The organism is Streptomyces sp. NPDC052064 (assembly GCF_055585925.1).
This window is the reverse complement of the sequence record NZ_JBVJJE010000013.1, coordinates 214,549-239,457: the sequence shown is the minus strand read 5'-3', so window position 1 is coordinate 239,457 and position 24,909 is coordinate 214,549. Positions and strand designations below refer to the sequence as shown.

Sequence of the window (24,909 nt, the reverse complement as noted above, 5' to 3'; positions counted from 1 at the left end):
AAGTCAACATATCAATGGCTCATTCATTCAGCATTCGCCGCCGAGCGGACAGGCCGAATCGTTCATGAAGTTCGTCCGTCACCCACTCGCACACCACCCGCAGCCGCTAGCCTCGTATGTCACCGAAGGTGAACGGGGGTTGCCCATGGTGAACGCTGATAGCACGCCGCCGGACTGCCCTGGGGGACATGACGGCATGCCGGAGAGCGGCGCCGGGGTCCACCTCCAGGATCAGCTCGAAATCCTCATCCAGGACTTCCGCACGAGCGCCGAGCCACCGATGCCGGTGTTCGTCGTGCACGCGCAGGAGAGCGCGGACGACGACGCGGTGGCCGGTCTGGTCCGGCAGCTGCACGCGGGCCAGGGGGCGCACGGCACGCGCTGCGCGGTGGCGCAGGACCGCTACGAGGGCCCCACGGAGGTACGCCGGGCCGCGGCCATGGTGCGCGCGCTGAGCGACCCGAAGAAGTGGGACGGCACGAAGGCGGTCTACCGGCGCTACGCGTTCCCGCGGCTGCGGCTGGTGCACGCCATCGACGACGCGGTCGCGGCACTCGGCGACACCTGGCCGACGCCCGCCCCAGGCAGCCCCGAGGCCGGGCAGGACCAGCGGCAGCGGCTGCTCGACCAGCTGGCCCGGCAGCGCTGGCGCCCGGAGGGCACCGCACGCTGGCGCTCGGGCCTGCCGCTGTTCGACATGGCGCACATCCTGCCCGCGAGTCTCGTGACCGTGCTCGCCGCGCTCCTCGCCCGCAGCGACTGGTTCGTGGCCGTGGCCGCCGGTCTCGCCTTCCTGCTGCTGCTGACCGTCCTCAACTACGTCCTGCCGGGCCGGGCGCCGATCTTCCTGTGGCTGCGCCGGGAGAGCCGCTGGTTCATGACGACGACGTTCCTCAGGGCGGCGGACCAGGACGATCCCACCGAGGTGTCGCTGCTGCGGCCGGTGCGCTCCTGGAAGGCGATAGCGGCCCGGGCGTACGACGTGGCCGAGGCGCTCACGGCGGGCGGCGACTTCCACCTCCAGCTGTGCGTGCTGGCGCTGCGGGAGGACCTGCGGGACAACCACCGCCGCTGGAGCTGGGACCTGCGCGGCTTCAAACGGCCGCGCCCGCCGATGCTGTTCCTGCCGCGCGCGGACGACTGCAACGGCGGAATCGAACTGATCCGGGCCATCAGCGACGTCCGCAGCCGGCGCAGCGAGCTCGATCCGCTGCTGGTGGTGGCCGCGGTGCGCACCGACGACGTGCCGCGCCTGGAGCGCGGCGTGGTCCGGACGGCGCCCGACCCGGACCCCGCACCGCCCGAGTTCGGCGAGCGGCTGAGCACCTGGTACCGGGAGTGGGCACACAACCTGCGCGCCGAGCAGTCGCCCAGCAGGGAGCGGTCCGTCCTGCCCTGGGTGATGAGGATCCCGCTGCCGCACGACCAGCTCGGTCCCGTCGAGAAACGCCGCCGCCATCTGCGGGCCGCCACCCGGCCGACGCTCGCCCGGCTGGTGTGGGCCCTGCACACCCTGGTCCTGGTCATCGCCCTGCTGGCCGCCGGCACCGTCATGCGGGCCGACGCCCTCCAGGACCGGTACTGCTCGGCGTCCGTCCTGACCGCCAACCGGGACACCCGGCTCGCACGGGCACCCGGCGGCGGCACGGAGTGCATAGGCATAGCGACGGGCGGCGTCCGCTTCGCCGACTGGCTGCCCGCGCCCGAGGCCTCCGACGAGGTCAGAACGCTGACGGCCGACGACGAAACGCCCTGGACGGTGGCCGAACTGGAGGACCGCATCGCCAGGCAGAACGCGGACGTTCTCGCACACCACTCCGGCAAGTACGTCACCGTCGTCTACGCCGGGCCGCTCAGCGGCGATCCCACGACCGGCTCCTCGTTCGTGAAGGGCGCCGAGGAGCTGGCGGGTGTCTACCTGGCGCAGGCCGTCATCAACAAGAACTCCAGTGTGAGGCTGCGCGTCCTGGTCGCCAACGGCGGCGTGGACCTGGGCCACCAGGAGGAGATGGCCGAGGCGATCGCCGCGTACGCCGCCGGCGACCCGACGGTGGTGGGGGTCGTCGGCACCGGACGCGACCTGAAGTCGAGCAGGGCGACGACGCGCACGCTGATGGAGGCCGGCCTGCCGATCGTCTCCGGCACGAACTCCGCCACCTATCTGCCCCGCGAGTTCGCCAACTGGTTCAGCCTGGCCGCCACGGACGAGTGGCAGACCGAACAACTCGGCCTGATCGCCGCCCAGTTGCGCACACCGGGCAGACGGCAGTACGCCCTCGTCCTCGCCCGCGACACGGCGAAGACCGACGACCTGTACACCGACGAACAAGCCCGCTACGGCCAGCGGATGCTGCGCCGGCAGGGCTTCGCCGTGCTCAGGCAGCGCCGCTACGTCCTCAGCGGCGGCAAGCCCGAGCTCCGCTCGCACGCCCAGGATGTCTGCCGGGGCGGCCAGGTCCCGTCCGTGATCTACTTCGCGGGCCGGGTGGAGGACATCGATCCCCTGATGACCCAGCTGGGCACCGAGCCGGGCTGCGCCGGAAGACCCCTGTCCATCCTCACGGGCGACGACCTGTCCAAGGCCGACTTCACCACCGGCGGGCAGTCCGTCGCGCCGAAGGTCACGCTGTACCACGCGGCCCTGGCCGAGCTGGAGAGGGCCGCCAACGGGACGACCTTCTACTTGGCGGCCGCCAGGTATCTGCCGGGTCTTGATGACGGTCGCGTGCGCTACGACAGTCCCGCCCTGGCCAGCGGCCAGACCGCCCTGTCCCACGACGCGACCCGCGCCCTGTACTGGGCGGCCACCCGCGACGACCGGCCCCAGAGCCGCGCCTCGACGTGGGTGAACCTGCGCAACCTCAAGATCGGGGGTATGGCCACCGGCACCATCGACTTCACCCGGGCCCCGCTGTACGACGACCGCACCGGCCACAGCATCGTCCTCAAGCGGGTCCGCCGCGTCGGCGACGGCACCGCCGAGTCCCGCGTGCTGTGCGGCCGCATCGCGGGGAACACGAAGCCCCTCACAGAGAAGGAGTGCCGGATCCGGTGACCGCCGCGGCCCGCCTCAGCCCTCGTCCGGCGTCAGCCGCAGCGCGATGCTGTTGATGCAGTACCGCTGGTCCGTGGGCGTCGGATACCCCTCACCCTCGAACACGTGCCCGAGGTGGGAGCCGCAGCGGGCGCAGCGCACTTCGATGCGGACCATGCCGTGGGAACGGTCCTCGATCAGTTCCACCGCGTCGGTGTCCTTCGGGTCGAAGAAGGACGGCCAGCCACAGTGGGACTCGAACTTCGTGTCCGAGGTGAACAGCTCCGCGCCGCAGGCGCGGCAGGAGTAGACGCCCCGCGTCTTGGTGTCGGTGTACTCACCGGTGAAGGCGGGCTCGGTGGCCGCCCGGCGCAGGACCGCGTACTCGCCCGGGGTCAGCTCCGCGCGCCACTGCTCGTCCGGCTTCTCGACGTCGTACGGCATGAGCCTCCAGCCCCTCAGTTCGACAGACGGTCCAGGATGCGCGGGCCGAGGTCGGTGACGTCGCCCGCTCCCATGGTGAGAACGAGATCGCCCGGCTTCGCCATTCCCGCGACCACGGAGGGGACGTCCGCCTTGTCGTGCACCGGCGTCACGTCCGCGCCCGCCGCCCGGGCCGCCTCGATGATCAGCTCGCTGGTCACGCCGGGGATCGGGTCCTCGCGGGCCGGGTAGATGTCCAGCACGACCGAGGCGTCCGCCAGGGCCAGGGACCGGCCCATCTCCTTGCCGAGCTCCTGCGTCCGCGAGAACAGGTGCGGCTGGAAGACGACCAGGATCCGGGAGTCGCCCGCCGCCGCGCGCATGGCCTCCAGGTCGGCGGTCATCTCGGTGGGGTGGTGCGCGTAGGAGTCGATCACCTGCACGCCCGCGGCCTCGCCCTTCAGCTGGAGCCGCCGCTTCACGCCCGTGTACGCCGCCAGCGCCGCGGCCAGCTCCTCGGCGGGGACGCCGAGCGCCACGCCCGCCGCGAGCGCGGCCACCGCGTTGTGCGCGTAGTGGCGGCCGGGCACGGAGACCGTGAAGGTCAGCTCCTCGCCCCCCAGCACCACCGTGACCTCGCTCTTCAGCCCCTGCGGCACGACCGACAGGATGCGCACGCCGGCGTCCTCCGACTCGCCGTACGTCACCACCCGCACGCCGCGTCCCGCGACCCGGCGCGTCAGCTCCCGCGCGCCCTCCTGATCGGCGGCGATCACCAGCGTGCCGCCCTCGGTGACGCGCTCCACGAACGTCTCGAACGACTCGTGGATCTCGTCCAGCGACGCGTAGTTGGCGTGGTGGTCGAGCTCGACGTTGAGGACGATCGCGACCTCGGGCGCGTACTTGTGGAAGCTGCGGTCCGACTCGTCCGCCTCGGCGACGAAGATCTCGCCCTCGCCGTGCAGCGCGTTGGAGCCGGGCGCGTCCAGGTCCCCGCCGATCGCGTACGACGGCTTCAGGCCCAGCTCGCTCAGCGACACCGCCAGCATCGAGGTCGTGGTCGTCTTGCCGTGCGTACCGGCGACGGCGATCGGGCGCAGGCCCTCCATCAGGGCGGCGAGCGCGTCGGAGCGGTGCACGACGGGGATGCCGAGCTCGGCCGCGCGGGCCAGCTCGGGGTTGTCCTGCCGGATCGCCGACGACACGACCACACAGCTGGCGTCGTCGGCCAGGTGCCGGGCCGCGTGCCCGATGTGCACCGTCACACCCAGCGCCCGCAGTGCCTCGGCCGTCGCCGACTCCTTGGCGTCACTGCCCGCCACGACGGCCCCGCGCTGCGCGAGAATCTTCGCGATCCCCGACATCCCGGCCCCACCGATGCCGATGAAGTGCGGTCGGTCCATGGCGGTGGGAAGGCCGGGTGCCATGCGTGTCTCCCTGTACGTGTGCGGAACGTTCAGCGGCACAGCCTATGCCGAAGCGTTTACGGATGCTGACACCGTCGGCAGCTACGCCTTGCTGTGCGAGAACAGCTTCAGCACCGGCACCCCCACCTTGTGCCGAGCCCGAGAAGCCCAGTCCCGATGGAAGAACTCCTCCACGTAATGAGGGTCGGTCAGCACGATGACCTCATCCGCACCGACCTCCTCCACGAGGGACTTCAGCGCCTCCAGCGGATGATCCTCGATCAACCGCCCTTCGGCCTCGCTCCCGGACACCCGCAACGCCGCGAGCGAAACCTCCAGCGCCCTCTGCCCGACGCTCAGCGCCTCCTCGCCCTCCGGCGTCTCCCCCTCGCGTACGGCCTCGTCGAGCTCGCCGAGCGCGACGTCGTCGATGGCCCGCAGCAACCGGTCCGCCTGTTCGCCGCGCGGCTGGAGCAGCACCTGGAAGGAGACCTGCTCCTCCCCGTGCAAGGTCGTGACGAACTCCACGTCGGCGGACGTCAGGGCCTTCTCGATCATCAATACGCTTGTGAACACCAGGCGCCCCTTCTGCTCCCGGGGGCCTGTGGCCCCAACTCCTCCGCAGGGCCGTGCCCAGCCCTGCGGAAACCGTCCTGCCCCGTCTGCGCACGGGTACTGCCGGGTCCAGTGTGCCCTCCGGAAACCAAACGGAACGGCATATTCCGCCGGTTACCGGAACCGACGGCGGCCATCGCCCCGATTCCGGACCTACCGACCGGTTCGGCTTCCCCGGCGCCGACACCTGTACCCCGTGCCGCGCGGTTCAGTACGTCAGGACCGCCCGTACCGCGTGAACAGGAAGCCGTCCTCCTCCAGCATGGACACCAGCCTGAAGCGCTGCGGCACCGTGACGGCGGGCCCCCCGGCGATGCGCTGCGCGTCACCCGAGGTGAGCATCGGGGAGACGGTCAGGCACAGCTCGTCGAGCACGCCGGCCGCCACCAGCTGCCCGAGCAGCCGCGGGCCGCCCTCCGTCAGCAGCCGGGTGTGGCCGAGTCCGGCGAGGGCCCGGACGGCGCGCGCCGGGTCCACACCGATGCCGTCCCCGGCGGTGACCACCCGGGCGCCCGCCTTCTCGGCGGCGGCGACACGGTCCGGGGCGGCCGAGGCTCCCGTGAGGATCAGCGTGGGCACCAGGGGCGAGGTGAACAGCGGCAGCGAGAAGTCCAGGTCCAGACTGGCGGAGACCACCGCGATCGCGGGTGCGGGGCCCTGCCCGGCCGCCTCCCTCATCTCGGCGAACTCGGCACGCGCGCGTGCCGGCCGGTACCCCTCCTGGCGCACCGTCTGCGCGCCGACGACCACGACGTCCGCCAGCGCCCGCAGCGTGCCGAAGATCCGCATGTCGGTCGCGCAGGAGATGGGCTGCGAACGGCCGTCGTGCTGGGCGGCCCCGTCCAGCGTGGACACCATGTTGGCGCGCAGCCACGGCAGCGGCTCGCCGGGCGCCGCCTCGGGATAGGCATACGCGGCGGCCAGCTCGGCCAGACTCCACTCCGCTCCGGCCCCGTCACGAACCCCCTCCCCGGGCCTCCCGCCCGAGTCCGGAGCTGCTGTTTCATCGGTCACAGGGAACAGACGTCGCATGCCGTGCAGTGTTCCACGCCCCGTAGCATGGTGAACCGTGTCCTCCTCCCCTGCCCCCTCCGGAACCGGCCCGATAACCGACGCGGCCCCGCTCTCCCTGTGCGCCCGTGAGCCGCGCGTTCCCGCGGACCGGCTGGTCGCCGAGATGGTGCCGCCGCCGCGGTTCGACTCGGTGCGCTTCAGCACCTACATCCCGGACCCGAACCAGCCCAGCCAGACGGAGGCCGTCCGGGTCCTGGAGGGCTTCGCGGCGGGTCTGGGCGGGACGGCCGACTCGGGCAAGCGGCGGCTGTTCGGATTCGGCAGGGCGCCGAAGAAGGCCCCGGCCGGGCCGCGCGGCGTCTACCTCGACGGCGGTTACGGCGTCGGCAAGACCCACCTGCTGGCATCCCTCTGGCACGCCACCCCGGCCGAGCCCGAACTCAAGGCGTTCGGCACCTTCGTGGAGCTGACCAACCTGGTCGGCGCCCTCGGGTTCCAGCAGACCGTCCAGACCCTGTCCGGCCACCGACTGCTCTGCATCGACGAGTTCGAGCTCGACGACCCCGGCGACACCGTCCTGGTCTCCACCCTGCTCGGCAAGCTCGTCGACGCGGGCGTCGCGCTCGCCGCCACCTCCAACACGCTGCCCGGCAAGCTCGGCGAGGGCCGGTTCGCCGCGGCCGATTTCATGCGCGAGATCCAGGGCCTGTCGGCCCACTTCCGCGCCCTGCGCATCGACGGCGAGGACTACCGCCACCGCGGCCTGCCCGAGGCGCCGCCCCCGTACTCCGACGAACAGGTGACCAAGGCGGCGCACGCCACCGAGGGCGCCTCCCTCGACGCATTCTCGCCCCTCCTGGACCACCTGGCCCGGGTCCACCCCAGCCGGTACGGCGCCCTGACCGACGGAATCAAGGCCGTCTGCCTCACCGGCGTACGGCCGGTTCCCGACCAGTCGACGGCGCTCCGCCTCGTCGTCCTCGCGGACCGGCTCTACGACCGTGAAGTGCCCGTGCTGGCCTCGGGTCTGCCCTTCGACCAGCTCTTCAGCGAGGAGATGCTGAACGGCGGCTACCGCAAGAAGTACTTTCGGGCCATCTCCCGGCTCACCGCCCTGGCCCGCGACGCGGCCAAGCTGGCGAACTCCCGGTAGCCACTACCCCAATATCGCGCCGACTGCCGTAGGGCAAGGGCTGGTTCAAGCCAGCCCACCTACGGTTTTCAGGCTCTCTTCAGCTTGAAACGTTAAGTTAACCCTGCAAACGACTTTGCGGGGTTAACGTGTTTCTTGACCAGCCATTGACTAAGTGTTGGTCAGCGCTAGATGTGCGAATCACCTGAAGGGGGGCGCATGTACCGAGGTACGACGGCACGGACCGTGGTTTCGATCCTCGCCGCCGTCCTGCTTGCCCTCCAGTTCTTCGCGCCGACGGCGTCCTTCGCATCCGCGCATACGCCCCGTGAAGTTGAGGCCAAAGCCCAGCCGGGAGCTGAACCCTCCGGCGCGTCTTCGCGCCCCGGAACCAAGTTCTCCGGGAAGGCTCTGCGCGACGAGATCGCGACCTGCCGCGCCGGACACCACGAGGGCCCGACCGGCCCTCTGCGGACCCGCGACCGGTTCCACAGCACCGACTCCGCGCCCTCGGCGCCCGAGCGGCCGCTGCTGAGGCACATCCCGCCGACAGCACCGGAACGGGTCACACCCGGCGTCGCCCACGAACGCACGTCGAGATCCTCGACGTCGCACACTCCTGCAGCGCTTCAGGTCTTCCGCTGCTGAGGAACTGAGCAGTTCCATCCCTCACCTCTGTCATGCCCGTCCGACGCGCCCCCACTGCGCGCCAGGAGGAGTCACCACACTCATGCAACCCCTCATCGACAACGCCCGCACGTTCGGACAGCGCCCTGAGGAGTTCGCCCGCCTCGCCGAGGGCCAGTCCCCCGACGTCCTGTTCATCACCTGCTCCGACTCCAGGGTCGTACCGGCCCTGATCACGGGCGCCCGGCCCGGCGAGCTCTTCGAGCTGCGCACCGCGGGCAACATCGTTCCCCCGCACGCCTTGGAGCACCCCACGTCCGAGGCGGCCACCATCGAGTACGCCGTCGAAGTACTCGGCGTCAAGGACATCGTGGTCTGCGGCCACTCGCACTGCGGTGCCGTGGGCGCGGTGGTACGCGGCGACGACCTCACCGGCGTACCCGCCGTGCACGACTGGCTCGCGCACGCCGCCGAGCAGCCCAAGTGCGAGGACCCGGCGGACCCGACGGTCGCCGAAGCCGTGCAGAACCACGTCCTCACCCAGGTGCTGCGACTGCGGTCGTACCCGTGCATCGAGCGCCGACTGGCGGAGGGCCGACTCGGCCTGCACGCCTGGTTCTACGAAGTACACACCGGGACCGTGCGGAACCACCGCGCGGAAACCGACACCTTCGAGACCCTGTGAGGGACACCATGACCAAGTTCCCTTACCTGAGGCAGGACTTCCTCGCCTCCATCGTCGTCTTCCTCGTGGCCGTGCCGCTCTGCATCGGCGTGGCCGTCGCCTCCGGCGTCCCGGCCGAACTCGGCCTGATCACCGGCATCGTGGGCGGCCTCGTCACCGGTCTCATGCGCGGCAGCAGCCTCCAGGTGTCCGGGCCCGCCGCCGGCATGACCGTGCTGGTCTTCGAGGCCGTCAGCGAGTTCGGGGTGGCCGCACTCGGTGTGATCGTGCTGATGGCCGGTCTGCTCCAGCTCGCCATGGGCTTCCTCGGGATAGGCCGCTGGTTCCGGGCGATCTCCGTCTCCGTCGTCGAGGGCATGCTCTGCGGCATCGGTCTGGTGATCATCGCCGGGCAGATCTACGCGGCGGCGGGCCTGAAGGCCCCGGAGACCGGCATCGGCAAGATCGTGGGGCTGCCGGGGGCGTTCTCCGACGCCCTGGGCAGCACCGAGGCTCTGACCTCGCTCGCGATCGGCGCGGGCACCATCGCCGTCATCGTGCTGTGGAAGAAGCTGCCGAAGGCCGTGCAGTCCGTGCCGGGCGCCCTCGCGGCGGTGGTCCTGGCCACGGTCGCCACGCTCGCCTTCAGCCTGCCGGTCGCCACGGTCGAAGTGAAGGGCCTGCTCGGCGTCATCCAGCCGCCCGGGACCGAGGCCCTCGGCGAGCTGGCCAGCCCGGCCATCTGGGGCACGATCATCGCGTTCGCGCTGATCGCCTCCGCGGAGAGCCTGTTCAGCGCGGCGGCCGTGGACCGGCTGCACGACGGTCCGCGCACCCAGTACAACAAGGAGATGATCGCCCAGGGCGCGGGCAACACCGTGTGCGGTCTGCTCGGCGCACTGCCCATGACCGCGGTGATCGTCCGTAGCTCGGCCAACGTCAACGCGGGTGCGAAGACCAAGGCGTCCCGTGTGCTCCACGGCGTGTGGCTGCTGCTGTTCGCCGCCGCGATGCCGTGGGCCCTGGCCCTGATCCCGCTTCCCGCCCTCGCCGGCATCCTGGTGCACGCGGGCTGGAAGCTGATCCCGTTCCGCCAGGTCGTGGCGCTGTGGCGGGCTCACAAGGGCGAGGCGCTGATCCTCGTGGTCACGGCCGTGTCGATCGTCGCGGTGAACATGTTCGAGGGCGTCCTGATCGGTCTGGCCCTGTCGGTCGTCAAGACCGCCTGGGAGGCCTCGCACGTCAAGCTCGAGGTCATAGACAAGGGCGCCGGTCCGATCCAGGTGTACCTGTCGGGCAACGCGACGTTCCTGCGGCTGCCGAAGATCCTCGACGACCTGGAGAGCCTGCCCCAGGACCGTCCGGTCGAGCTGGACCTCTCGGGTCTGCACCACCTCGACCACGCCTGCCGCACGGCCCTGGAGAGCTGGGCCGAACGCCACAGCGCGACGGGCACGGAGCCGGTGAAGGTCACGGAGCCGGAGCCGGCACCGGAGGCCGAGAAGGTCACGGCCGCGTAGCGACGTAGCCGGAACGCCGACACCCCCTGGTCCGGGGCGCGCCTGAGAAGCGCGCCCCGGACCTTCGCGTGCACGGCCCCGGCCTCCGATGCATGGCCCCGACCCCGAGTCCAGGCATATCGTTGCAGGAACAGACGAAACGGGACCTCTGGACGGGGAGGTCGGCATGGTCGAAGAGCTGATCGGGGCGGTGGCGGCGGCCGGAGCCGGAGGGCTGGTCTATCTGGCCTCGGCGGCGCGGGTCGTCAAGCAGTACGAGCGCGGGGTCGTGTTCCGGCTCGGACGGCTGCACGGGGAGGTGCGGCGGCCCGGGTTCAACCTCATCGTCCCCGCGGTGGAGCGGATGCGTAAGGTCAACATGCAGATCGTGACCATGCCGGTGCCCGCCCAGGAGGGCATCACCCGCGACAACGTGACCGTGCGGGTCGACGCGGTCGTGTACTTCAAGGTCGTGGACCCGGCGGCCGCGGTCGTCAACGTCGAGGACTACCGTTTCGCGGTCTCCCAGATGGCACAGACCTCCCTTCGCTCGATCATCGGCAAGAGCGAGCTGGACGACCTCCTGTCCAACCGGGAGAAGCTCAACCAGGGCCTGGAGCTGATGATCGACAGCCCGGCCGTGGAGTGGGGCGTGACCATCGACCGCGTGGAGATCAAGGACGTGTCCCTGCCGGACACGATGAAGCGCTCCATGGCCCGCCAGGCCGAGGCCGACCGCGAGCGGCGGGCCCGGCTGATCAACGCCGACGCCGAGTACCAGGCCTCGAAGAAGCTGGCACAGGCCGCTCACCAGATGGCCGACACGCCCTCCGCGCTCCAGCTCCGCCTGCTCCAGACGGTCATGGCCGTGGCGGCGGAGAAGAACTCCACGCTGGTGCTGCCCATCCCGGTGGAGCTCCTGCGGTTCCTGGAACGGGGTCACCAGGAGGCGGACCGGCAGGAGGCGGCGTCGGCGGAACACCCCGTCGACACGACAGAACAGGCCATCGACGAGCTGCGGCACGCGGTCGAGCCGTGAGCCACGCTACGCGCGTGGTTCCCGCGACCCGCACCAGGTGATAGACACAGCGGGATCACTGTTTCCTGTCCGCCAGCAGGAAGGTTTCCCCATGGCCAAAACCGGTCGCATCGCCACACGCCGTCAGGTGCTCGCCAGGACGGGCGCCCTGGGCGTCGGGATCGCGTTCTCCGGCGCCCTGTCCGAACTCTTCGCCGGCACCGCCGCCGCCCAGACCCTCGGCCACGACGGCTACGGCCCGCTCGTCTCCGACCCCAAGGGCTTGCTCGACCTGCCTGAAGGTTTCAGCTACCGGGTCCTCTCCCGCGAGGGAGACCCGCTCCGCTCCGGCGAGGGCAAGGTCCCCTCCAACCACGACGGCATGTCGGCCTTCGCGGGCAGAGGCGGCCGGGTCCATCTGGTCCGCAACCACGAGAACCGCGCCGACGGCAAGGGCCCGGTCCCGACGATCGAGGGCCTCACCTACGACCCGGCCGGCAAGGGCGGCTGCACGGCCCTGACGCTGGACTCCCGCAACAACGTCCTGTCGGAACGCGTCGCCATCGCCGGCACGGCCGTGAACTGCGCGGGCGGCCCCACCCCGTGGGGCACCTGGCTGACCTGCGAGGAGACCGAGGACAAGGCGGGCACCGCCGGCTACGCCAAGGACCACGGCTTCATCTTCGAGGTCGACCCGGTCGATCCGCGCCGCACGGGAGCCGTACCGCTGACCGCGATGGGCCGCTTCCAGCACGAGGCGATCGCCGTCGACCCCCGGCGGGGCGTGGTGTACGAGACCGAGGACGCCTTCCAGAAGCCCTTCGGTCTCTTCTACCGCTTCCTGCCGGACCGGCCGCTGGGCGGGCGGGGTTCACTGCGCGCGGGGGGCCGGCTCCAGGCCATGCGCGTGCCCGGCGTGCCGGACCTGTCCTCGATCCAGGACATCAGCGCGGAGTTCGACGGCATCGAGTGGGTGGACGTACCGGACCCGCAGGCCGCGCAGACACCGATCCGGCTCCAGGACTTCGGCCGCAAGGGCATCACGCACGCGCAGAAGCTGGAAGGCTGTTACTGGGGCGGCCGGTCGGTGTACTTCGTGTCGTCGTTCGCCCGCAGCGCGGAGGGTTCGGCGGCCGACCACTTCGGGCAGGTCTGGCGCTACGACCCGGACCGGCGACGACTGACCCTGGTGATCGTCTTCGGCCCGGACACCGACATTCAGAAGCCGGGAGAGTCGCCGGACAACATCTGTCTGGCGCCCAGCGGCGGTCTGATGGTCTGCGAGGACGGCGAAGGCGCCCAGCACGTCTACGGCGTGACCCGGCGCGGCGAGGTGTACGCGATGGCCCGCAACCGGCAGACCATCGGCACTCCGGAGGAGCCCGAGTGGGGTGAGTTCGCCGGGGTGACCTTCTCGCCCGACGGCGACACGATGTACGTCAACTGCTACCGGCCCGGCACCACGTTCGCGGTGACGGGCCCCTGGCGCCGGTAAGCGCGGCTCTGCTCCCGTCCGGGGCGCCGGGTGCGGAGCCCGGCGCCCCGTCGGACGATCGAGGCTCTGGGAAGGGAAGGGAGCCCGGTGGCGGAGAAGGACAAGCCGGAGCGGAACACGGCAGCGAAGGCCACGGCGGAGAAGGCCGAGCGCGGGACCTCGCTGCGGGAGCGGCTGCGCGCCCCCGGCTGCGAGCCGGTCGACCTGTCCCGTCACGACGCCGCCGCCGCTCCCGGCGGCCCGGACGGCAAGGCGGCGGGCAAGGCCGCCACGGCCCGGATCGGCGAGCAGCTCGCCGGCCTTCAGGAACGGCTGTGGGCGGCGGGCACCGCGGGCGACCGGCGACGCGTCCTGCTGGTCCTCCAGGGCATGGACACCAGCGGCAAGGGCGGCACGGTCAAGCACGTCATCGGTCAGCTGAACCCGGCGGGCTGCCGGATCACGGCGTTCAAGGCACCGACCGCCGAGGAGCGCGCGCACTCCTTCCTGTGGCGCGTGGAGAAGGTACTCCCGCTCCCCGGCGAACTGGGTATCTTCGACCGCTCGCACTACGAGGACGTCCTGGTCGCCCGCGTCCGGGCCCTCGCCCCACGCGCCGTGATCGACAGCCGCTACGAGCGGATCAACCGTTTCGAGCGGTCCCTCGCCGACGACGGCGTGACCCTGATCAAGTGCTTCCTGCACATCTCCTACGACGAGCAGCGCCGCCGCCTGCTCAGACGCCTCGACAAGCCGGAGAAGCGCTGGAAGTTCGCCCCGTCCGACATCGACGACCGCGCCCTGTGGCCCGCCTACCAGGAGGCCTACGAGATGGCCCTGGAGCGCTGCGGCACCTCGTACGCTCCCTGGTACCTGGTCCCGGCCGACCACAAGTGGTACCGCAACTGGGCGGTCAGCACGCTGCTCCTGGAGCATCTGCGGGAGCTGGACCCGCGATATCCGGAGGCGGACTTCGACGTGGCGGAGTGCCGGAAGCGGCTGCTCGGGGAGTCCTGATCCGGCGGGTCAGGCGGCGAGCAGGGCGTCGATCTGGCCGACGGCCTCCTTCAGGCCCTCCTCCATGCCCATGGTGATCAGCTGCTCCATCTGCTCACGGGAGTCGAACAGGGAGCGCATCTCCATCCGGGTGCCGCCGCCGTGTTCGCTGAGCCGCACCGTCACGGACATGGTCGGCATGTCGTCCTTGGGCTTTCCGTCGTCGTCGGCGAAGCCGTCGGTGAACTCCAGGGCGGTCGGCTCGGTGACCGAGGTGATCCGCCACCAGCCGCGGTGCCGGTCGCCCTCCGGTCCGGTCATGAAGTACGTGACCTCTCCGCCGGGGGTCAGGTCGTGCTCCTCCACGGTCGCCGGGTAGGCCGGCGGGCCCCACCAGCGCTCCAGCTGCCGGGGGTCGGCCCACAGCCGCCACACCCGCTCCACCGGGGCGGTGAAGTCGGCGATCAGGGTGAGGGTGAGGTTGTCGAGGTCCTTGTCGACCCTGGTGACGCTCATCTCTCGGGTCCTTCCGGGGTGTCGTTCTTTTCGGTACCGGGATGTTCCGGCTCTTCGGTACCGGCGTCCTCCGCGAGCAGCCGGGCCATCCGGTCCACCCGTCCGCGCCATGCCGACTCGAGCTCGTCGAGGGCCTGGCGAGCGCGGCCCACCGCGTCGGGGTCGGTGCGCACGAGCTGCTCCCGTCCGCTGCGCTGCTTGCTGACGAGACCGGCCCGTTCCAGCACCGCGACGTGCTTCTGCACCGCCGCGAAGCTCATCGGATAGGCCTCGGCCAGCCGGGAGACCGACAGCTCCCCGCGCACGCAGCGGCGCAGTATGTCCCGGCGCGTGGTGTCGGCCAGGGCGTGGAACAGCCGGTCCACCTTCTCGTCGCTCAACTCATCTACAACCATTTGGTTGTAGATTAGTCCTGTCGGCCCCTTCTGTAAAGCGACACATCGGACACTGAAGCGGGCGGTCGGGGGTACCCGGTGGCTCATGAGCGAGAAGCAGCAGGTCAGCAGCTCGTACTGGATGGAGACGGCACCGGACGGCCGTCATCCGGCTCTGACGGAGGACCTGGACGCCGACGTGGCGGTGATCGGCGCCGGGATCGCCGGTCTGAGCACGGCGTGGGAGCTGACGCGGGCCGGGCGGAGCGTGGCGGTGCTGGAGGCCGGGCGGGTCGCGGCCGGGGTCACCGGGCACACCACCGCCAAGGTCACCGCCCTGCACACACTCGTCTACGACAAGCTGCGCCGCACCCGCGGCCCCGAGGGCGCGCGGCTGTACGCCCGCTCCCAGTTGGAGGCGATCGAGCGCGCGGCCGGGATCGCCGGGGAACTGGGCATCGACTGCGAGTGGGAGACCAGGAGCGCCTACACGTACGCCCGCGACGCGGGCCGGGTGGAGGAGCTGCGCGCCGAGGCGCGGGCGGCCGCCGAGGCCGGGCTGCCCGCCTCGTTCGTGACGGAGACCGGGCTGCCCTTCCCGGTGGCGGGCGCGGTCCGGGTCACCGGCCAGGCCCAGTTCCACCCCCGCAAGTACCTGCTGGCCCTCGCCGCCGACCTCGTCGAACGCGGCGGGCGGATCTTCGAGGACACCACGGTCCTCGGCCTGGACGAGGGTGAGCCGTGCCGGCTGTCGACCACGACCGGGGCGACGGTGAGGGCCCGTGACATCGTCGTCGCGACGCACTACCCGATCTTCGACCGGGCCCTGCTGTTCGCCCGGCTGTCGCCGCGCCGCGAGTTGGTCGTCGCCGGGACGATCCCCGCCGGCCAGGACCCGGACGGCATGTTCATCACGCCCGACGAGGGCATCCGCTCGGTGCGCACCGCGCCCTACGCGGGCGACCGGCGGCTGCTCGTGGTCACCGGCGAGCACTTCACGCCGGGCACGGGCGACCCGCGGGCCCGTTTCGAACGCCTCACCGCCTGGGCCACCGAGCACTTCCCGGACCTGGACGTCACCCATCGGTGGGCCACCCAGGACAACGACCCCACGGACACCGTGCCGATGGTCGGCCCGCTGCACCCCGGCGCCCGGCACGCCTATGTGGCCACCGGCTTCGGCGGCTGGGGCATGACCGGCGGCATCATGGCGGGCAGCCTGCTCACCGCACAGATCACGGGCGAGGAGCGCGAGTGGAGCGGGCTGTACGACCCGCGCCGGCTGAAGCCCGCCGTGCGGGAGGCGCCGTCGTTCCTCAAGACGCAGGCCAAGGTCGCCGGCCACTTCGTCGGGGACCGGCTGCGGCCCGCGCCGCCGGTGGAGTCCCTGCCGCCCGGTGAGGGCGCCGTGGTCCGCGCCGACGGGCACCACCGCCTCGCGGTCTACCGGGACGACGACGGCAACCTGCACTCCGTCTCCGCCCGCTGCACCCACCTGGGCTGCATGGTCGCCTTCAACTCCGCCGAACGCGCCTGGGAGTGCCCCTGCCACGGCTCCCGCTTCGACACGGACGGCAAGGTGATCCAGGGCCCGGCGACCAAGCCGCTGGAGCAGCGGGACATCTGACGGCCGGGGTGAGGGCGTACGCCGCGCTGCGGAAGGCCGCGTGACCGCCGTGGGACGTGGTGGCCGGCGGACAGCGGAACGCGGACCCGTCCGGAGGCACCCTGACCGGCCTACGCTGGACGTATGAGCGAGGACGACTACTGCCTGATCGACGCGACCAGGCCGCCCCTGGCGGACGGGCCGCCGTACGCGGAGTGTGTGCTGTGCCGGGAGCCGACGGAGCATCCGGAGTCGTACAAGGGGATCACGCTCTGCCCGGTCTGCGAGTGGCAGGAGGCGCAGCGCACCGCCTGCTCAGGGTGATCGGCGAGAGGCGAGCGCGCCGGCCAGGGTCAGCGCGGCGGCCGTGATCAGGGCTGCCCCGGCCAGGGGCAGCAGCGGAAGCGGGACGGTGCCCGACCGTGAGCCGGTCACCAGGCCCTGCACCGCCGCCTGCGCCGGGGAGCCGGTGGCCACGAGGGACAGCAGCGCCGCGAGCAGCAGGGCCAGGACGGCACGGCCCCGCGACCGCAGCAGCGGCCGGCTGGTGAGCGCGCCGACGGCCGTGCCGAGCAGGGCGCAGGCCAGGGCGGCGAGCAGCCCGGCCCCGCAGGCGGGGGCGAGCGGCACCGGGGTGCGGTGGTCCGAGGCGACCGGAGCGCTCAGCAGCGTCACGCCGAGGGTCGCGACCGTGCCGAGCGCCGCCGCGCCGGACAACGCCACCAGCAGGCAGGCCACATGGGCACGCGCGGGCCCGGCAGCCGCCGCCACGCAGCCCCGCGCGGCCTCCGGCTCGCCCGTGACGCAGATCCGCGCCAGCCAGGCCGCGACGGGCAGGAGCGCGGCGGCCGTGTAGCCGAGCGAGTCGAGCACCGGCTGCCCGGCCTGGACACTGATGGCGAGAAAGGCGGCGTACAGCAGGAACGGCGGCAGCCAGCGCTGGGAGCGCAGCAGCAGCGCGGCGTGGTAGCGCAGGAGGGCGGTCATCGGCGTCATCGGCGGCTCTCGGGGGCGTCCGCCTGCCGCGCCACACTCACCACGTGCCAGGGCGGACGGGCGGTGAGCAGGGCGCGGAGCAGGACGTCGGAGTGCGGGGCGGGGACGGTGAGGCGGTGGCTGCCCGGTGCGGTCTCCTCGGCGGACGTGACGGTCCGCCGCACGTCGTCGGGAAGCCGTCCGTCCGGCGGGCCCTGGACCTCGACGGTGACCTGCGGTCCCGACGGCGGCGGTCCCGGCACGGCACGCTCGACGAGGCTCCCGTCGCGCACGGTGTACGTCGTGTCGGGCAGGCCCGCGAGGCGGCGCGGATCGTGGTCGACGAACACCACGGATCCGCCGGCCGCCGTGCGCTCGGCGACCGCCCGCTCCAACTCGGCGCGGGCGTCGGTGTCCAGGCCGGTCCACGCCTCGTCCAGCACCAGCAGCTCCGGCTCCGCCAGCAGGGCCTGGGCGACCGCGACCTTCTGGCTGCTGCCCTTCGACAGCCGTGCCATGGGCGTTTCGGCGTAGGCGGCGGCGCCGAGGCGCTCCAGCCACTCGGCGGTTGCGCGGGCGGCCGCCGTGCGGGTCAGGCCGTGCACGGTGCCGAGGTGGGTGAGGTAGCCGGCGGCGGTGAACGGCAGGGCCGGCGGGAACCGTTCGGGGACGTACGCGGTGCGCGGGCGGCCGGTGATCCGGCCCTCGCTGGGGGCGTCGATACCGGCGAGCAGCCGCAGGAGGGTCGACTTGCCGGTGCCGTTGGCGCCCTCGACGCGGACGAGCCGGCCCGGGGCCACCGTCAGGTCGACGCCGCGCAGCACCCAGGGGCCGCGCAGGCCGTAGCGGCGGCCCGCGTTCTCCAGGCACAGGTCGGGTCGCATGGGCCCATCCTGCACGATCTTCCGGCTGGCACACTGGGATTCGTGAGCGAAGACCCGACGCCCGTGAGTGACAGTCCCTTCCGTTCCGAGCCCTCGGCCCGCGACACGGCACCGCAGTTCGTGCTGCCGCTGGTCGTGCGGATCGAGCGGGCGGACCCGCCGGCGCGCACGGACGCGCTGGAGACGGCCGCGCGGGCCGTGCTGACGATCCTCGGCGACGAGCGGTCGGCCGGCGACGGTGCCTGGGCGCAGGCGGTGCGGGACTGGCAGGACGCGCGGATCCGCAAGGTGGTGCGGCGGGCGCGCGGCGCCGAGTGGCGGCGGGCGGAGGCGCTGCCCGGCATCACGGTCACCGGAAAGTCGGCCCAGGTGCGGGTCTTCCCGCCGGTCCCGCTGGACGGCTGGCCCAAGGACCTGGCCCGGCTCCAGGTCTCCGGCACCGACCTGGACGACCCGGAACCGCCGGTGGACGCCGACCCGGGCGCGCCCGTGCTGTGGCTGAACCCCGACCTCGGCATGTCGGCCGGCAAGGCGATGGCCCAGGCCGGACACGCCGCGCAACTGGCCTGGTGGGAGCTGGCCGAGGAGGAGCGGGCCGTCTGGCACGACGCGGGCTTCCCGCTCGCCGTACGGACGGCCGACCCGGCCCGCTGGCCCGGACTGACGGGCAGCGGCCTGCCGCTGGTCCGCGACGCCGGGTTCACGGAGATCGCGCCCGGCTCGTGCACGGTGGTCGCGGACCACCCGGCGCTGCGCCGGGAGCCGTCCGCGCCCGGCGGCCCGGCGGCCACCCGTTCGGAGTAGCCGCGGGCGCGCCGGTCGCGGACGGGTGCTCCAGTGGGGTTACCAGACAACCCCGACCCAGGAGGCAGCCATGACCAGCGCCGCGCCCCCTCCCCCCGCCCCGCCCGCTCCCGACGACCGGAAGCCCGGCGGCTCCGGCCCCGGCGGTTCCGGCGACCCGTTGGCGGCCGGGGGCCTCGCCCTCGGCGGCACCCTGATGGTCGTCTACGGCCTGTTCGCGGTGCTCCAGGGCATCGCGGCGATCGCCGACGACGAGGTGTACACGAGCTTCGGTGAGTACGTCTTCGAGTTCGACCTGACCGCGTGGGGCTGGATCCACCTGATCGTCGGTGTGCTCGTGGTGGCGGCCGGGTTCGGCCTGTTCACCGGGGCTGCCTGGGCCCGGCTCGTGGGCGCGGTCGTGGTCGGACTGGCGCTGATCGCGAACTTCATGTGGCTGCCGTACCAGCCGTTCTGGTCGATCATCATGATCGTGACCGGACTGTTCGTGCTGTGGTCGGTGTTCAACTACCGCTCCTCCCGCACGGTGTAGCAGCCGCCCGGGTCAGGAGGGCGGCGGGCGCCGGTCGCGCGCGGCGACCACCGTGTGCAGCCGGCGCGTGAGCGCGGTGGCCGCCGCCGTGAGAAAGACGAACGTGTACAGGATCTGAGCGACGGCCACCAGGCGGGCCTCCTGCCCGCTCGGGGCGATGTCCCCGTAGCCGACGGTCGCGAGCGTGACCACGGTGAAGTACAGCGCGTCGACGCGGGTGCTCAGGCCGGTGAACTGGCCCGGCCGCTGGGCGAGGGCGTAGTACCCCGACGAGAAGACCAGCACGGCCAGGCACATCAGCAGCGGGATCATCACGCCCGGCCGGGCGTCCGGCTTCTCCAGCACGACGTCGCGCACCTGGCGCAGCAGCAGCGCGGCCAGCAGCCCCAGGCACAGGGCGAACAGCGGCCAGCCCAGCCAGGGGCGGTCGCCGCCGAGCCCCTCCAGCGGCAGCAGGAAGTAGGCCGTGCCCACGGCGACCACCAGTCCCCCGGCACCGGCCCACACCCGCCGGGCCGGGGCGGGGGCCTTTGGCTCTCGTTCCCGCTTCCGCGCGGGGCCGTGCGCCTGCTCGCTGCCATCGCGCATATGTCCGGTCTACGACGCATCGGGGGGTGACGCGACCCCGGCGCCTCCGTCGGTGGAGCCGGTGGCCGTCGGTGGCCGTCGGTGGCCGTTGGTGGCCGTCAGTGGGCCGAACCTCAAATGTTCCTCTGAAGGCGCCCGTGGCGGGGTTCGGGGGCGGACGGCTGGGCCATACCCCCCTCACGTTCGAGGAACCGGCCGTGCGGAGGAGGGGACGATGGAACGACTGGGGACGGGCATCGGGTGGCGACCGGAGATCGCGGACGCCGTGGAGCGCATGCCGGGCATCGACTGGGTCGAGGCCGTGGCCGAGAACGTCTGCCCCGGGCATCTGCCCGAGTCGCTGCGGCGGCTGCGCGAGCGCGGCGTCACCGTGGTGCCGCACGGCGTCTCGCTCGGCCTCGGAGGCGCGGACCGCCCCGACGACGCCCGACTGGCCGCGCTGGCCGAGCGGGTGGAGGCACTCGGCTCACCGCTGGTCACCGAGCACATCGCGTTCGTACGGGCCGGTGGTTCCCTGACGGCGACGCCGCACCTGGAGGCGGGCCATCTGCTGCCCGTCCCCCGGACCCGGGACGCGCTCGACGTGCTGTGCGAGAACGTGCGCATCGCTCAGGAGGCGCTGCCGGTGCCGCTGGCCGTCGAGAACATCGCCGCGCTGATCTCCTGGCCGGGCGAGGAGATGACGGAGGGCCAGTTCCTGTACGAGCTGGCCGACCGCACGGGCGTCCGGCTCCTCATCGACGTGGCCAACCTGCACACCAACCACGTCAACCGCGCCGAGGACCCGGCCAAGGCCCTCGCCGAGCTGCCCCTGGAGGCCATCGCCTACGTCCATGTCGCCGGCGGCTTCGAACGCGACGGCGTCTGGCACGACAGCCACGCCCACCCCGTCCCCCGGCCGGTCCTCGACATCCTGACCGACCTCGCGTCCCGCGTGTCGCCTCCGGGGGTCCTCCTGGAACGCGACGAGAACTTCCCGGAACCGGCGGAGCTGGAGGCCGAGTTGGCCTCGATCCGGCGGGCTGTGGAGGCGGGGGCCGTCGAGCGGGTGAAGGCGGAGGTGCGCGCGGCGGGCCATGCGGTCGCCGCGCGGCGACCGGAGGCGGCGGCCGGAGGCTGGAGCGAGGTCCGCGCCGACGTTCCCGCACGCGGCGACGGGGCGACGCCGCAGGGCCATCAGACCGGGGCGGCCGGGGCGACACGGGGCGCCTTCGGCCGGCCCGAACACAGGGGCGTCGACGAGGCCCGGCAGCGACTCGGGGTCGCGCAGGCCGCGCTGCTGTCGGCGCTGGTCGCGGGGACGCCCGTGCCCGAAGGGTTCGACCGGGTGCGAGTCGGCGTACAGGCGCGGGCGCTGGCCGCCAAGCGGGCGGATGTCGTGGCGAAGGTCGCGCCCGAGCTGCCGGAGATCCTCGGGGCGGACTACCGTACGGCCTTCCTCGCGTACGCCCAGACCCAGCCGATGACCGGCGGCTACCGGCGCGACGCCCTCACCTTCGCCGAGCACCTGCTGTCCGCCGGGCGGCCCGAGGACGCCGCGGCGCGCCGGGAGCTCCGGGAGTGGTGGCTGGAGCGGTCGGGACCGACGCCGCGTTCGCGCCGCCCGGTCCGCCGGCTGGCCCGCGCCACCCGGAAGGTGCTGCTCGGGCGCTGACCCGGGGGCCGGCCCGTCCGCTCGTCAGTCCTTCGACAGAGCCTCGCCCTTCGGCACCGCGTCACCGGCAGGTGCGTCGCCGCGGCCGTAGTGGTGGGTGGTGAACATGTACAGCACGCCGGTACCCACCACCACCGCACCGCACAGCAGGACGATCCAGTTCTCGTACCACGGCTTCTCCGGGCTGCGGGCCCAGCAGATGTTGACGATGGCGAAGATGCCGTAGACCAGCGCCCCGATGTTCACCGGCAGGCCCCAGCGGCCCAGGGTGAACTCCCCCGCCGGACGCCATCCCTTGAGCCGGGCACGCAGCGCGGCCAGCACCACCATCTGGAACGAGCCGTAGATGCCGAGGATCGCGAACGAGACGATGTTGGTGAGGGCGTCCTCGGAGAACAGCGAGGCGAAGGCGATGAGCAGCGGCACCGCGGCGGACACGAACAGCGCGTAGCCGGGTACCGCGCGGGCGTGGGCGAATCGCCGCAGCAGCCGGTGCCCGGCGATCATCTCGTCTCGGGCGTAGGAGTAGATGAGCCGCCCGGCCGCGGCCTGGAGGCTGATCGTGCAGGACAGGAAGGAGATCAGCACCACGGCCATCACCATCCGCGCCCCGGTCTCGCCCATGGCGTCGTACAGCACGTCCACCACCGGGTCGGCCTGCTCGCCCGAGATGACCGCGTTGAAGTCCGTGACCGACAGCAGCAGCGACATACAGGTGAACGTGGCCGCGGCACCGCCGATGTAGATGGTGCGGCGCATCGCGCGCGGGATGACACGGCCCGGGTGGGCGACCTCCTCGGCGGTGTCACCGCACGCCTCGAAGCCGTAGTACTGGTAGAAGCCGATGATCGCGGCCGCGAGGAACGCCGGCAGGTAGGAGCCGTCCCCCTCGGTGCCGTAGGTGTCGAAGATGACGCCGATGCCGTGGTGGCGGTGAGTCGCCAGCAGGTAGATGCCGACGACGAGGGCGCCGATGAGCTCGCCGGCGAAACCGATGATGGCCGCCAGCGAGAGCGCCTTGGTGCCCATGTAGTTGATGAGGATGGCGACGACGATGAGCACGGCGGTGCACAGCACGGTGGTGTGCACGGTGGTGTCGAAGCCGAAGAGGATGGCGATGTAGGGGCCGGCGCCGTACGCGACGGAGGTGATGGTCACCAGCAGCGCCCACATGTACACCCAGCCGGTCATCCACGCCCAGCGCTTGCCCCACAGCCGCCGGGCCCACGGGTAGACGCCGCCGGCGATGGGGTACTGGGCGACGATCTCGCCGAAGATCAGCGCGACGAGGAACTGCCCGCAGCCGGCCAGCACGAACGCCCAGATCATCGGCGGTCCGCCGTCGACGATCGCGATGCCGAAGAGGGTGTAGGTGCTCACCACCGGGGAGAGGTAGGTGAAGCCGAGCGCGAAGTTGGCCCAGGGGCCCATGTCCTTGCGGAACTCCGAGGCGGGCTCTCCTCCGGGCGTGCCGGCCGCCGGTGCGGGAGGTTGTGGACTGGTCACTGGCGGGCCTCCTGTTTCACGGGGCCGGGGCGGTCACTGATCAGATCGGCGGCGCGTTCGGCGGCGAGCAGGACGGTCACCATCGGGTTGATGGTGGGCATCGTCGGGAACACCGACGCGTCGACGATGCGCACGCCCTCGACGCCGAGCAGTCTCAACTCCGCGTCGCAGACGGCCATCGGGTCGTCCGGGGCGCCCATGCGACAGGTGCCCGCCGGGTGGTAGACGGTGTGCGCCGCGCGGCGGCCGTACTCCGACAGGTCGGCGTCGGAGACGACGTCCGGGCCGGGCGCGACTTCGCGGAGGAGCCAGTCGCGCAGCGGGTCGGTGGCGGCGATCTCGCGGGCGGCCTTCAGCCCGTCCACGAGGGTGTGCTCGTCGTGCCCCTCGGGGTCGGTGAAGTACCGGAAGTCCAGGGCGGGGTGCTCGGCGGGGTCGGAGCTGCGCAGCCACATGCGGCCGGTGGAGCGGGCGCGCGGCACGTTCGGCGTCATGCACACCCCGTACGGCGGCACGGGGTAGCCCAGCCGCTCGGTGTTGACGGTGAACGGCACCTGGTAGAAGTGGAACATCAGGTCAGGGCGCGGCTGACCCTTGTCGCGGCGCAGGAACAGGCCGGCGTCGGAGTCCATCGCGGAGTTGGGCGGCAGCGGCCCCGCGGTCTCCCAGACGATCACGGACTCGGGGTGGTCCAGCAGGTTCTCGCCCACTCCGGGCAGGTCGGCCCGGACGTCGATGCCGAGGCCGCGCAGGTCGTCGGCCGGGCCGATGCCGGAGAGCATCAGCAGGCGCGGGGTGTCGATGGCGCCCGCACACAGCACCAGTTCGCGCTCGGCCCGCACGGTGGCCGGTTCGCCGTCGGCGCCGCGGACGGCGACGCGGGTGAGCCGGCCCGACTCGTCCGGGAGCAGCCGGTGCGCCCAGGTCTCCAGCAGCAGCGTGAGGTTGGGCCGGTCCAGGACGGGGTGGAGGTAGGCGACGGACGCGGAGGAGCGCAGGTTGCCCTCCGGCTGGTAGGCCAGCGAGAAGAAGCCGGTGCCGTCGGCGAAGGGCTCGGCGTTGAAGTCGTCGACGACGGGGACGCCGAGGGCGCGGGAGGCCGCGGTGACGAAGTCCTTGGCGATGGGATTGCGGTCGGCCTCGGCCACCGGGACGATCCGGGTGAGCAACCGGTCGCGGTAGGGGAGGATCGTCGCCGGGTCCCAGCCGGAGCAGCCCCGGCTCACCCAGTCGTCGAGGTCCTGCGGCAGCGGCAGGAAGCTGATCAGGGTGTTGTGGGAGGAGCAGCCGCCGAGGACGCGGGCCCGTGAGTGCAGGATGTGGGAGTTGCCGCGCGGCTGCTCGACGGTGGTGTAGCCGTAGTCGAACTCCGAGCCGAGCAGGTTGATCCAGTTGCGCAGGCGCAGGATGCGCTCGTCGCCGACATCGCTGGGGCCGCCCTCGACGACGCAGACGCGGCAGTCGGGGTCCTCGCTCAGGCGGGCGGCGAGCACGCAGCCGGCGGTGCCGCCGCCGACGATGACGTAGTCGTACGCGGACTCGGCGCCGTGCGCGGTGGTGGGGGCCAT

The 24,909-nt window shown here is 72.2% G+C and carries 23 protein-coding genes; 12 read left to right on the top strand and 11 right to left on the bottom strand.

Going from position 1 to position 24,909, the window contains the following annotated elements; translation table 11 throughout:
• Positions 1–196: 196 nt before the first annotated feature.
• Positions 197–3,055 carry a type 1 periplasmic-binding domain-containing protein gene (locus tag ACZ6TU_RS31760; RefSeq protein ID WP_467669335.1) on the top strand — a complete coding sequence of 953 codons (2,859 nt, stop codon included), beginning with the start codon at positions 197–199 and terminating at the stop codon, positions 3,053–3,055.
• A 15-nt stretch (positions 3,056–3,070) separates the two neighbouring features.
• On the opposite strand, the gene msrB is transcribed toward ACZ6TU_RS31760, so the two are convergent.
• The 4 genes from msrB to ACZ6TU_RS31740 all read right to left on the bottom strand — a co-directional run bounded on the left by msrB (position 3,071) and on the right by ACZ6TU_RS31740 (position 6,510).
• On the bottom strand, positions 3,071–3,478 hold the full coding sequence (msrB, locus tag ACZ6TU_RS31755) for a peptide-methionine (R)-S-oxide reductase MsrB (protein WP_467669333.1): 408 nt from the start codon (positions 3,476–3,478) through the stop codon (positions 3,071–3,073).
• 14 nt (positions 3,479–3,492) lie between these two features.
• On the bottom strand, positions 3,493–4,884 hold the full coding sequence (gene murC, locus ACZ6TU_RS31750; RefSeq protein ID WP_467669331.1) for a UDP-N-acetylmuramate--L-alanine ligase: 1,392 nt from the start codon (positions 4,882–4,884) through the stop codon (positions 3,493–3,495).
• An 81-nt stretch (positions 4,885–4,965) separates the two neighbouring features.
• Positions 4,966–5,439 carry an indole-3-glycerol phosphate synthase gene (locus ACZ6TU_RS31745; protein WP_467669329.1) on the bottom strand — a complete coding sequence of 158 codons (474 nt, stop codon included), beginning with the start codon at positions 5,437–5,439 and terminating at the stop codon, positions 4,966–4,968.
• A 255-nt stretch (positions 5,440–5,694) separates the two neighbouring features.
• On the bottom strand, positions 5,695–6,510 hold the full coding sequence (locus ACZ6TU_RS31740; protein ID WP_467669327.1) for a pyrimidine reductase family protein: 816 nt from the start codon (positions 6,508–6,510) through the stop codon (positions 5,695–5,697).
• Between the two features lie 37 nt (positions 6,511–6,547).
• Here ACZ6TU_RS31740 and zapE point away from each other — a divergent pair, with 37 nt between their 5' ends.
• The 6 genes from zapE (at position 6,548) to ACZ6TU_RS31710 (ending at position 13,923) form a co-directional block, all read left to right on the top strand.
• Positions 6,548–7,645: a cell division protein ZapE gene (zapE, locus tag ACZ6TU_RS31735; protein ID WP_467669325.1), complete on the top strand. Its 1,098-nt coding sequence runs from the start codon at positions 6,548–6,550 to the stop codon at positions 7,643–7,645.
• A 709-nt stretch (positions 7,646–8,354) separates the two neighbouring features.
• On the top strand, positions 8,355–8,936 hold the full coding sequence (locus ACZ6TU_RS31730; protein WP_467669323.1) for a carbonic anhydrase: 582 nt from the start codon (positions 8,355–8,357) through the stop codon (positions 8,934–8,936).
• Between the two features lie 8 nt (positions 8,937–8,944).
• Positions 8,945–10,435 carry a SulP family inorganic anion transporter gene (locus ACZ6TU_RS31725; protein ID WP_467669321.1) on the top strand — a complete coding sequence of 497 codons (1,491 nt, stop codon included), beginning with the start codon at positions 8,945–8,947 and terminating at the stop codon, positions 10,433–10,435.
• Positions 10,436–10,601: 166 nt separating this feature from the next.
• On the top strand, positions 10,602–11,453 hold the full coding sequence (locus ACZ6TU_RS31720; RefSeq protein ID WP_467669319.1) for a slipin family protein: 852 nt from the start codon (positions 10,602–10,604) through the stop codon (positions 11,451–11,453).
• 91 nt (positions 11,454–11,544) lie between these two features.
• The gene (locus tag ACZ6TU_RS31715) at positions 11,545–12,927 is read left to right on the top strand and encodes a PhoX family protein (RefSeq protein WP_469552397.1); all 1,383 of its coding nucleotides are present in this window, start codon (positions 11,545–11,547) and stop codon (positions 12,925–12,927) included.
• A 162-nt stretch (positions 12,928–13,089) separates the two neighbouring features.
• The gene (locus ACZ6TU_RS31710; protein WP_469552463.1) at positions 13,090–13,923 is read left to right on the top strand and encodes a PPK2 family polyphosphate kinase; all 834 of its coding nucleotides are present in this window, start codon (positions 13,090–13,092) and stop codon (positions 13,921–13,923) included.
• A gap of 9 nt (positions 13,924–13,932) precedes the next feature.
• Here the strand turns inward: ACZ6TU_RS31710 and ACZ6TU_RS31705 are convergent, their stop codons facing one another.
• On the bottom strand, positions 13,933–14,418 hold the full coding sequence (locus ACZ6TU_RS31705; RefSeq protein WP_469552395.1) for an SRPBCC family protein: 486 nt from the start codon (positions 14,416–14,418) through the stop codon (positions 13,933–13,935).
• Positions 14,415–14,813 (bottom strand): ArsR/SmtB family transcription factor, encoded by a 399-nt coding sequence (locus ACZ6TU_RS31700; protein WP_469552393.1) that lies wholly within the window; start codon positions 14,811–14,813, stop codon positions 14,415–14,417. The genes ACZ6TU_RS31705 and ACZ6TU_RS31700 overlap by 4 nt, the downstream gene beginning before the upstream one ends.
• Before the next feature lie 85 nt (positions 14,814–14,898).
• Between ACZ6TU_RS31700 and ACZ6TU_RS31695 the strand changes: the two genes are divergently transcribed.
• Positions 14,899–16,419 (top strand): FAD-dependent oxidoreductase, encoded by a 1,521-nt coding sequence (locus ACZ6TU_RS31695; RefSeq protein ID WP_469552391.1) that lies wholly within the window; start codon positions 14,899–14,901, stop codon positions 16,417–16,419.
• A 123-nt stretch (positions 16,420–16,542) separates the two neighbouring features.
• Positions 16,543–16,722: a hypothetical protein gene (locus tag ACZ6TU_RS31690; protein WP_467669309.1), complete on the top strand. Its 180-nt coding sequence runs from the start codon at positions 16,543–16,545 to the stop codon at positions 16,720–16,722.
• Here the strand turns inward: ACZ6TU_RS31690 and ACZ6TU_RS31685 are convergent.
• A complete protein-coding gene (locus ACZ6TU_RS31685) occupies positions 16,714–17,385 on the bottom strand; it encodes an ABC transporter (RefSeq protein ID WP_469552462.1) in 672 nt (223 codons plus the stop codon). The genes ACZ6TU_RS31690 and ACZ6TU_RS31685 overlap by 9 nt on opposite strands.
• Positions 17,386–17,390: 5 nt before the next feature.
• On the bottom strand, positions 17,391–18,257 hold the full coding sequence (locus tag ACZ6TU_RS31680; RefSeq protein ID WP_469552389.1) for an ABC transporter ATP-binding protein: 867 nt from the start codon (positions 18,255–18,257) through the stop codon (positions 17,391–17,393).
• 42 nt (positions 18,258–18,299) lie between these two features.
• Between ACZ6TU_RS31680 and ACZ6TU_RS31675 the strand changes: the two genes are divergently transcribed.
• Positions 18,300–19,061 carry an aminoacyl-tRNA hydrolase gene (locus tag ACZ6TU_RS31675; RefSeq protein WP_467669305.1) on the top strand — a complete coding sequence of 254 codons (762 nt, stop codon included), beginning with the start codon at positions 18,300–18,302 and terminating at the stop codon, positions 19,059–19,061.
• 70 nt (positions 19,062–19,131) lie between these two features.
• The gene (locus tag ACZ6TU_RS31670; protein ID WP_467669303.1) at positions 19,132–19,593 is read left to right on the top strand and encodes a DUF7144 family membrane protein; all 462 of its coding nucleotides are present in this window, start codon (positions 19,132–19,134) and stop codon (positions 19,591–19,593) included.
• A 12-nt stretch (positions 19,594–19,605) separates the two neighbouring features.
• Here the strand turns inward: ACZ6TU_RS31670 and ACZ6TU_RS31665 are convergent, their stop codons facing one another.
• A complete protein-coding gene (locus tag ACZ6TU_RS31665) occupies positions 19,606–20,181 on the bottom strand; it encodes a potassium channel family protein (RefSeq protein WP_467669301.1) in 576 nt (191 codons plus the stop codon).
• Positions 20,182–20,395: 214 nt separating this feature from the next.
• On the opposite strand from ACZ6TU_RS31665, the gene ACZ6TU_RS31660 reads away from it, so the two are divergent.
• Entirely contained in the window at positions 20,396–21,835 is a 1,440-nt protein-coding gene (locus tag ACZ6TU_RS31660) for a multinuclear nonheme iron-dependent oxidase (protein ID WP_467669299.1), read from the top strand.
• A 24-nt stretch (positions 21,836–21,859) separates the two neighbouring features.
• On the opposite strand, the gene ACZ6TU_RS31655 is transcribed toward ACZ6TU_RS31660, so the two are convergent.
• On the bottom strand, positions 21,860–23,341 hold the full coding sequence (locus tag ACZ6TU_RS31655; protein WP_467669297.1) for an APC family permease: 1,482 nt from the start codon (positions 23,339–23,341) through the stop codon (positions 21,860–21,862).
• Entirely contained in the window at positions 23,338–24,909 is a 1,572-nt protein-coding gene (locus tag ACZ6TU_RS31650; RefSeq protein WP_467669295.1) for a GMC family oxidoreductase, read from the bottom strand. The genes ACZ6TU_RS31655 and ACZ6TU_RS31650 overlap by 4 nt, the downstream gene beginning before the upstream one ends.